The sequence below is a fragment of the Deinococcus ficus genome (assembly GCF_003444775.1).
Classification (GTDB): Bacteria; Deinococcota; Deinococci; order Deinococcales; family Deinococcaceae; genus Deinococcus; species Deinococcus ficus.
On the sequence record NZ_CP021081.1, the window covers coordinates 2,733,186 to 2,740,000 of the forward strand.

Below are 6,815 nucleotides of genomic sequence, written 5' to 3' on the forward strand. Positions count from 1 at the left end.
GTCAGTTCTCCCCGGCCAGGCCGCTGCGGCCGAACACGCGGTTGTTCAGCAGGGTGAGCACGCCGATCACCAGGAACAGCAGCCAGGACATCGCGGCGGCCACGCCGGCGTCGCTGTAGTTGGCGTACGTGCGGTACATGTACATCACGGTGGTCAGGCCCGACTGGCCGGCGCCGCCGCTGGTGCCGGTCAGAATGAACGGCTCCTCGAACAGCTGCAGCCCGCCGATCAGGCTCAGGGTCACGGCAAGGAACATGGTGGGGCGCAGCAGCGGCAGCGTGATGAACCGGAACTGCTGCAACGGGGTGGCGCCGTCCACGGACGCGGCCTCGTACAGGTCGCGGGGAATGGCCTGCAGGCCCGCGAGGTACAGCAGCATGTTCCAGCCGGTGTACCGCCAGATGATCACGGCCGCGATGGCCGGCTGCACGTACTGCTTCTCGCCCAGCCAGTTGATCTTCTCGGCCGGGAACAGCCCGCCGATCAGGGGCAGTGTGTGCAGGGCGTTCAGGGCGGCGTTGATCACGCCGTACTGCCAGGAGAACAGCGTGAAGAAGATCACCGAGATCGCCACGATGGACGTGATGTACGGCAGGAAGTACACGGCCGTGACCAGGTTCTGCAGCCGCCGCAGCACGCCGTACACCGCGAACGCCAGCGGGATCGCCAGCAGGTGCTGCGGCAGGCCCGACATGACGGCCAGCAGGGCGGTGTTTTTCAGGGACAGCCAGAAGGTCGGGTCGGTCAGGTTGTCCGTGTAGTTCCGCCAGCCCACGAACTCCATGTCGCCCAGGCCGGTCCCGGGCTGCCACTGCTGAAACGACAGGTACGCGTTGAACAGGATCGGGAACAGCCCGAAGGCGAAGAACAGCAGGAAAAACGGGCTGATGAACAGGTAGGGCGCGTACCGCCGCTGGAACTGCGTCCAACTGAAACGTGCCGGGCGGGGGGGTGCGGACATCCGGGGTACCTCTCGTCGGGGAGCAGGGGGCGGCCCGGCCGGGCCACGTGGGCCGGGGGCCGCCCGGGGTGGGCGCCGGTCAGCGGGCGCGGCGGGTGATCAGCTGCTGCGCTTCGGTGAGCGCGCCGCGGATGTCCATGCTGCCGTCCAGCACCTTGGCGATGGCGTCGTTCACGATCTGCTCGGCGACCGGGTCGAGGCGGTTGACGTCCAGCGGCTGGATTTTCGTGGCGGCGTTGCGCCACTGCAGCCGGGCCTTCTGGTTGCCCAGGTACGGCACGCCCTCGTTGAACACGGTGTCGGTGGAGGCGGCGCGCAGCGCGGGGAAGGCGCCGGTGGTCTTGAACGCCAGGACCTGCTGGGCCTTGTTGGTGGTGAGGTACTTGATGAGCGCCCAGGCTTCGGTCTTGTTCTGGCTCTGCTGCGGAATGGCGTAGAAGCTGCCGCCCCAGCTGGCGTAGGTGTTACCGGGCAGGTCCTGCGCGGCCCACTTGCCGCTGAAGTCCTTGGCGAGCCAGTTCTGCATGTGGCCGACCAACCACGCGCCGCTGAATTCGGTCGCCAGGTTGCCTTTCTGGAAGGCGGTGGTCCAGTCGGCGCTGAAGGCGCTGCCGGCGCGGGCGTCGAGTTTCGCGTCGCGGATGGCCTTGGCGATGGTGAAGGCGCGCACGAAGCGGGGGCTGTCGGGGCTGACGAGCACCTTGCCGGTCTTGTCGAAGAACAGGCCCTCACCGCTCTTCAGGCCGGTGCGGATGATGATCTGCGCGGCCTCGCCGGCGTCGGGGATCAGGAAGCTGCCGGGGTTGGCAGCCACGACCTTCTTGCCGTTCTCGATGTACGATTCCCAGCTCTTGTTCAGGGCGCTGGGGCTCACGCCGGCTTTTTTCAGCATGTCGGAGCGGTAGAACATGGACCCGGGGCCGATGTCGGTGGGCATGGCGATCATGCGGCCGTCCTGCGTCATGGCCTGCGGGAAGGTGTAGGGCACGAACTGGTTGCGGAACTGCCCGGCGCTGTAGGGCGCCTTGCTGAGGTCCACCAGGCCGTTGCCTTCGGCGAACTTGGCGATGTACCCGAAGTCCACGGCGACCACGTCCCCGGCGCCCTTGCCGGTGGAGAGCGCGGTGGTCAGCGCGGTGTGGTGGTCGGCGTACGCCAGCGAGTTGATCTTCACGGTGATGTTCGGGTAGAGCTTGTTAAAGCCCGGCAGGGCGGCCTTGACGACGCTGTCCAGGTCGGGGAACACCGCGACCGTGATGGTCTTTTTCGTCTGGGCGCTGGCGAGGGTGGCGGCGAGCAGCACGGTCACGGCAAGCATCTTCTTCATAGGCACTCCTTGCTGCCGGGCTTCCGGCAGGCGAACGGAAAGAAAGCGGGGAGAGGCGGTAAGGGATTCAGCGGGCATGCAGCGTCCCTTCCCGCCGGCCCGTGGGGGGCCGGGGGCAGGTACCGCGGAGCGGGAACGTACCGGGGAGGTGGGGGCGCTAGGTCATGGGGGCGCTCCCTGCGGCCGGCGCGGACCGCGTGGCGGGGTCGGGGTCTTCGGTCGTGGCGGGCCGCGGGGTGCGGCGCAGCAGCGTGGTGGATTCGCGGGTGACGAGCTGAACGGCGAACTCGGGGGCGGGCAGGGCCGTGCCGGCCAGGGCGGCCAGGATGCCTTCGGCGGCGGCGAAGCCCATCTCGTACATGGGCTGCCGGACGGTGGTCAGGGGCGGCGTGCAGAAGGCCGAGCTGTGCAGGTCGTCGTACCCGATCAGGGACACGTCGTCCGGCACGCGGATGCCGCGGCGGTACAGGGCGAGCCGGGCGCCGTAGGCCATCTGGTCGTTCGCGGCGACGATCGCGGTGAAGGGCTCGCCGCGCGTGAAGAGGCTCTCAACGGCCATCAGGCCGGACGTTTCCTGAAAGTCGCCCTGCGTGAACAGCGCCGGGTGCCCGGTGACGCTCCAGTCGCGCAGGGCCTGCTGGTGGCCGTGCAGACGGTCGCGGGCGTCCCGGTGCGATTCGGGGCCGGCGATGTAGGCGATGGCGCGGTGGCCGCGTTCCAGCAGGTGCCGGGTGCACTCGTACCCGCCGGCGACGTTGTCCACGCGCATGCAGTGGCCCTCGAGGCCCTGGATGCTGCGGCCCACGGTGATCAGCGGGAGCCGGGCGGCCAGAGCGCGCAGCACGGCGTCGGGCGTCTGGCCGCCGAGGAGGATCAGGCCGTCCACGGGCCGGCCGAGCAGGCCGTCCAGGGCGGCGTGTTCGATGTCGGCCTGCCAGTGGCCGCTGGCGAAGATGGCGTGGTAGCCGCTGCCTTCCAGGCCGCGTTCGATGCCGAGCAGCGCCTCGCCGTAGAAGGGGCTGCTGATTTCCTGCGTGATCACGCCGATGAGCATGGAGCGTCCACTGGCGAGGCTGCGGGCGATGGCGTTGGGCTGGTAGCCGAGTTCGGTGGCGGCGCGCATGACGGCGGCGTGGCGTTCGGCGCTGACTTTGGCGGTGCCGCTCAGGACGCGTGAGGCGGTGCTGAGGGAGACTCCGGCGGCACGGGCGACATCTTCCAGGGTGATGGAGGGCATGATGGTCCTTTCACCGCCCCAGCGGGGGAGGTGCGGGGGTGGTGGACGTGCGGAACAGGTTCACCGTACGCCCTTATGAAAGCGCTGTCAATACGTCTCTAACGGCCTTTTATGGTATCGGAACGAACCAATTACATGAAATCTCGCACTTTCATTCTGTAGAGCGTGATTTGTGATCCTGCGTCCCTGCGCCACGTAGGAAACCGCTTTCAGAGGTCTGCCGGTATGGCCCCTGAAGTCGCCGTGTCCCCTCCTGCCTGAAGCGGCCACCGCCCTCCGCCTTCCTTATCTGTCCTTAACCCCGGCTGGGACGTCATTCACCCGTCAGGCCGCAGTCCCCATACTGCTCTCCGTGAGGAACGGATGATGGTGGAGGTCGGGTCGCTGCTTCTGATGCTGGGCGGGCTGCTGCTCGTCCTGCTGCTCGTGCGCGCGGTGGTGGGGCGGTTCATCGGGCTGGACATCGGCTCCGGGCGGGTGCTGCTCGCGCTGCTGTTCGGCGCCCTGATCGGCGCGGTGTTTCAGACGGAGGTCCGCTGGGAAGGGCCGGGCACCAGCCCCTGGTGGCAGTTCGCGCTGCTCAGCGTGTTCACGCTGCTGTTCCTCCTGATTTCCGAACTGCTGGTTCCGCAGGGCAGCGTCCCGCCCGTCATGGGCTGGGGCGCGGCCCTCCGGCGCACCTGGGTGCAGTCGCAGCGCAGCGCGCAGATCATGCGCATCCTGATGCGCCGCGGCCTGAACCCCCTGAGCCCCGGCACGCGCCGGGCCTTCCTGGCCGGCTCCCGCCGGCAGGCGCGGGACCTGCGGCTGGCCCTGGAGGAATCCGGCGTGACCTTCGTGAAGCTGGGGCAGGTGCTGTCCACCCGCACCGACCTGCTGCCGCCCGTGTACACGCAGGAACTCGCGCAGCTGCAGCAGCAGGTGGCCCCCGCCCCCTGGCCGGACGTGAAGGCCGTGCTGGAGGACGAACTGGGCGGCCCGCTGGAGACCGTGTTCGGCCGCTTCGAGCCAGTGCCGCTGGCGTCCGCGTCGGTCGCGCAGGTGCACCGCGCGGAGTTGCGCAGCGGCCACCCGGTGGTCGTGAAGGTGCAGCGGCCCGGCATTCAGGAGGTCCTCGCGCAGGACCTGGAGATCGCCGAGCGGCTGGGCCACACCCTGCAGACCCGCACCGACTGGGGCCGGGACATGGGCGCCGCGCAGCTCGCGCAGAGTTTCGCCGATGCCCTGCGCGAGGAGCTGGATTTCACGCTGGAGGCGCAGAACCTCGCGGACATGGCCGCCGCGCTGCGCACCCACCCGGAGGGGTCCCGGATGCGTGTGCCGGCAGTGGAGCCCAGCCTGAGTTCCTCGCGGGTGCTGGTCATGGAGGAACTGCGCGGCCGGACCCTCAGCGACCCGGCGCTTCTCGCGGCCCTGAGTGCCACGGACCGCCGGATGCTGGCGCGCCGGATCTTCGACTCGCTGCTCACGCAGATCACCGTGAACGGCGTGTTCCACGGCGACCCCCACCCGGGGAACATCATGGTGCTGGAGGACGGCACGCTGGCCCTGGTGGACTGCGGCAGCGTGGGCCGCATCGATCAAGGCATCCAGACGGCGCTGCAGAAACTGATCCTGTCCGTGGAGTACGCCGACACGCAGGGCTTCATGGACGCCCTGTTCGAGACGCTGGGCCGCCCCGAGGGCCTGAACGAGGTCCCGCTGCGGCGCGCGCTGGGGCAGTTCATGATGACGCAGCTGCGCTCCGAGGGCCCGGTGGACATCGGGCTGTTCAACGAGCTGATCCGCGTGATCACCGCGCACGGCCTGCAGGTCCCCGGGGAGCTCGCCACCGCCCTGCGCGCCCTGGGCGTCATTCAGGGCACGCTGGCGCTGCTCGACCCGGACTTCGACCTGATCGCCGAGGCCCGCCAGATCGCCTCCCGGCAGCTCCAGGAGGAATTCCAGCCGGAGAACCTGCGCCGCACCCTGGAACAGGAACTCGTGACGGTCCTGCCCATGCTGCGCCGCCTGCCGCGCCACGTGGACCAGATCGCGCAGTCCCTGGAGGACGGCCGCCTGAGCGTGCAGGTCCGCATGTTCGCCGACCCGCGCGACCGGGTGGTGGTGTGGCAGATCATGAACCAGGTGCTGCTCACGCTGCTGGGCACGGTGCTGGGCATCATCGCGGTCCTGCTGGTCACCAGCGACGAGGGCCCCGCCCTGACCGCCAGCTTCACGCTGCTGCAGGTGATCGGCTACGCCGCCGGGCTGCTCAGCGCCATCCTGATCTTCCGGGTGCTGGTCGTGATCTTCAAACGCGACGCGGAATAACCGCCCGGAGAGCGGCCTGGGCCGTTCCCTCATCCTTTGCATAAGGCGCCGGGCCGGGCCGGGGGCCTACAGTGGCGGCATGACGGTGGAGTGCGCAGTGCTGCGGGTCAGTGCCGGTCAGGCGACCCTGATTTTCAACGAGCAGGCCGGGGGCAGCGGGGTGTGCCAGCCGGCGGACCTGCTGGCGGCCATCGAGGCCCTGGGGTACACCGCGCGGCACGAACCCACCGCGAATCCTGAGGACCTCAAACGCGTGCTCGCCGACGCGCACGGCACGGTGTTCGTGGCCGGCGGGGACGGCACCGTACGCGCCACCGCCATGGAACTCGCCGGCCGGGAAGGCGTGATCCTGGGCCTGATTCCCATGGGCACCGCGAACAACATCGGCCGGACGCTGGGCGTGCAGGGCCCCCCGCTGGACGTCCTGGCCGGGTACGCCGAGGCCGACGTGCGGCCCTTCGACCTGGGCCGCATGACCGGCCCGTGGGGCGAGGACCTGTTCCTGGAAGCCTGCGGCTGCGGGGCGTTCGCCAACGTGCTCGCCGAGTACAACCCGGACGACGGCAAGAGCCCCGTGCGCGCCGTGCAGGCCCTGGCCAGCACCCTGGGCACCTTCGCGCCCATGGACCTCGCGCTGCGCGTGGACGACCAGCCCCTCCCGGTGCAGGGCCTCGCGGTCGTGGAGGTCATGAACACCAAGGCCACCGGGCCCCGCCTACGCCTGGCCACCCACGCAGACGCCACCGACGGCAAACTCAGCCTGATCCGCGTGAACGCCGACGACCGCGACGGCGCGCTCGCCTACCTCTCCGCCCTGGCCCGCGACGACTTCGAAACGCTGCCCAGCGTGCAGGCGGACGACGTGCAGCGCGTGCAGATCCCCTTCATCGGGCAGCCCTTCCACGTGGACGGCGAGGTCCGCACACCCGAACCGGGCATGGCCGGCACGGTCACCGTGGAGGTCTGGGCCGGCGCGC

General features: G+C 69.6%; 5 protein-coding genes (1 of these 5 only partly in view). 2 read left to right on the forward strand and 3 right to left on the reverse strand.

The features are described from left to right. Position 1: 1 nt before the first annotated feature. From DFI_RS13340 to DFI_RS13350, 3 genes are all read right to left on the reverse strand, one after another. A complete protein-coding gene (locus DFI_RS13340) occupies positions 2 to 961 on the reverse strand; it encodes a carbohydrate ABC transporter permease (protein ID WP_027464188.1) in 960 nt (319 codons plus the stop codon). Between the two features lie 79 nt (positions 962 to 1,040). Continuing rightward, complete coding sequence (locus DFI_RS13345) at positions 1,041 to 2,288, reverse strand: ABC transporter substrate-binding protein (protein WP_022800814.1); 1,248 nt, start codon at positions 2,286 to 2,288, stop codon at positions 1,041 to 1,043. A 157-nt stretch (positions 2,289 to 2,445) separates the two neighbouring features. Next, positions 2,446 to 3,525 carry a LacI family DNA-binding transcriptional regulator gene (locus tag DFI_RS13350; RefSeq protein ID WP_022800813.1) on the reverse strand — a complete coding sequence of 360 codons (1,080 nt, stop codon included), beginning with the start codon at positions 3,523 to 3,525 and terminating at the stop codon, positions 2,446 to 2,448. Between the two features lie 363 nt (positions 3,526 to 3,888). Here DFI_RS13350 and DFI_RS13355 point away from each other — a divergent pair, with 363 nt between their 5' ends. Further along, positions 3,889 to 5,838: an ABC1 kinase family protein gene (locus DFI_RS13355; RefSeq protein ID WP_027464187.1), complete on the forward strand. Its 1,950-nt coding sequence runs from the start codon at positions 3,889 to 3,891 to the stop codon at positions 5,836 to 5,838. Between the two features lie 79 nt (positions 5,839 to 5,917). Beyond that, positions 5,918 to 6,815: the 5' portion of a diacylglycerol/lipid kinase family protein gene (locus DFI_RS13360; RefSeq protein WP_043779570.1), read on the forward strand. It continues 50 nt past the right edge of the window; only the first 898 of its 948 coding nucleotides appear in the window; the start codon lies at positions 5,918 to 5,920; its stop codon lies off the right edge, out of view.

What these genes read in the sequence shown, in the direction of transcription:
- DFI_RS13340 (WP_027464188.1), bottom strand. Translation starts at nt 961, where the DNA reads ATGTCCGCACCCCCCCGCCCGGCACGTTTCAGTTGGACGCAGTTCCAG.
- DFI_RS13345 (WP_022800814.1), bottom strand. Translation starts at nt 2,288, where the DNA reads ATGAAGAAGATGCTTGCCGTGACCGTGCTGCTCGCCGCCACCCTCGCC.
- DFI_RS13350 (WP_022800813.1), bottom strand. Translation starts at nt 3,525, where the DNA reads ATGCCCTCCATCACCCTGGAAGATGTCGCCCGTGCCGCCGGAGTCTCC.
- DFI_RS13355 (WP_027464187.1), top strand. Translation starts at nt 3,889, where the DNA reads ATGATGGTGGAGGTCGGGTCGCTGCTTCTGATGCTGGGCGGGCTGCTG.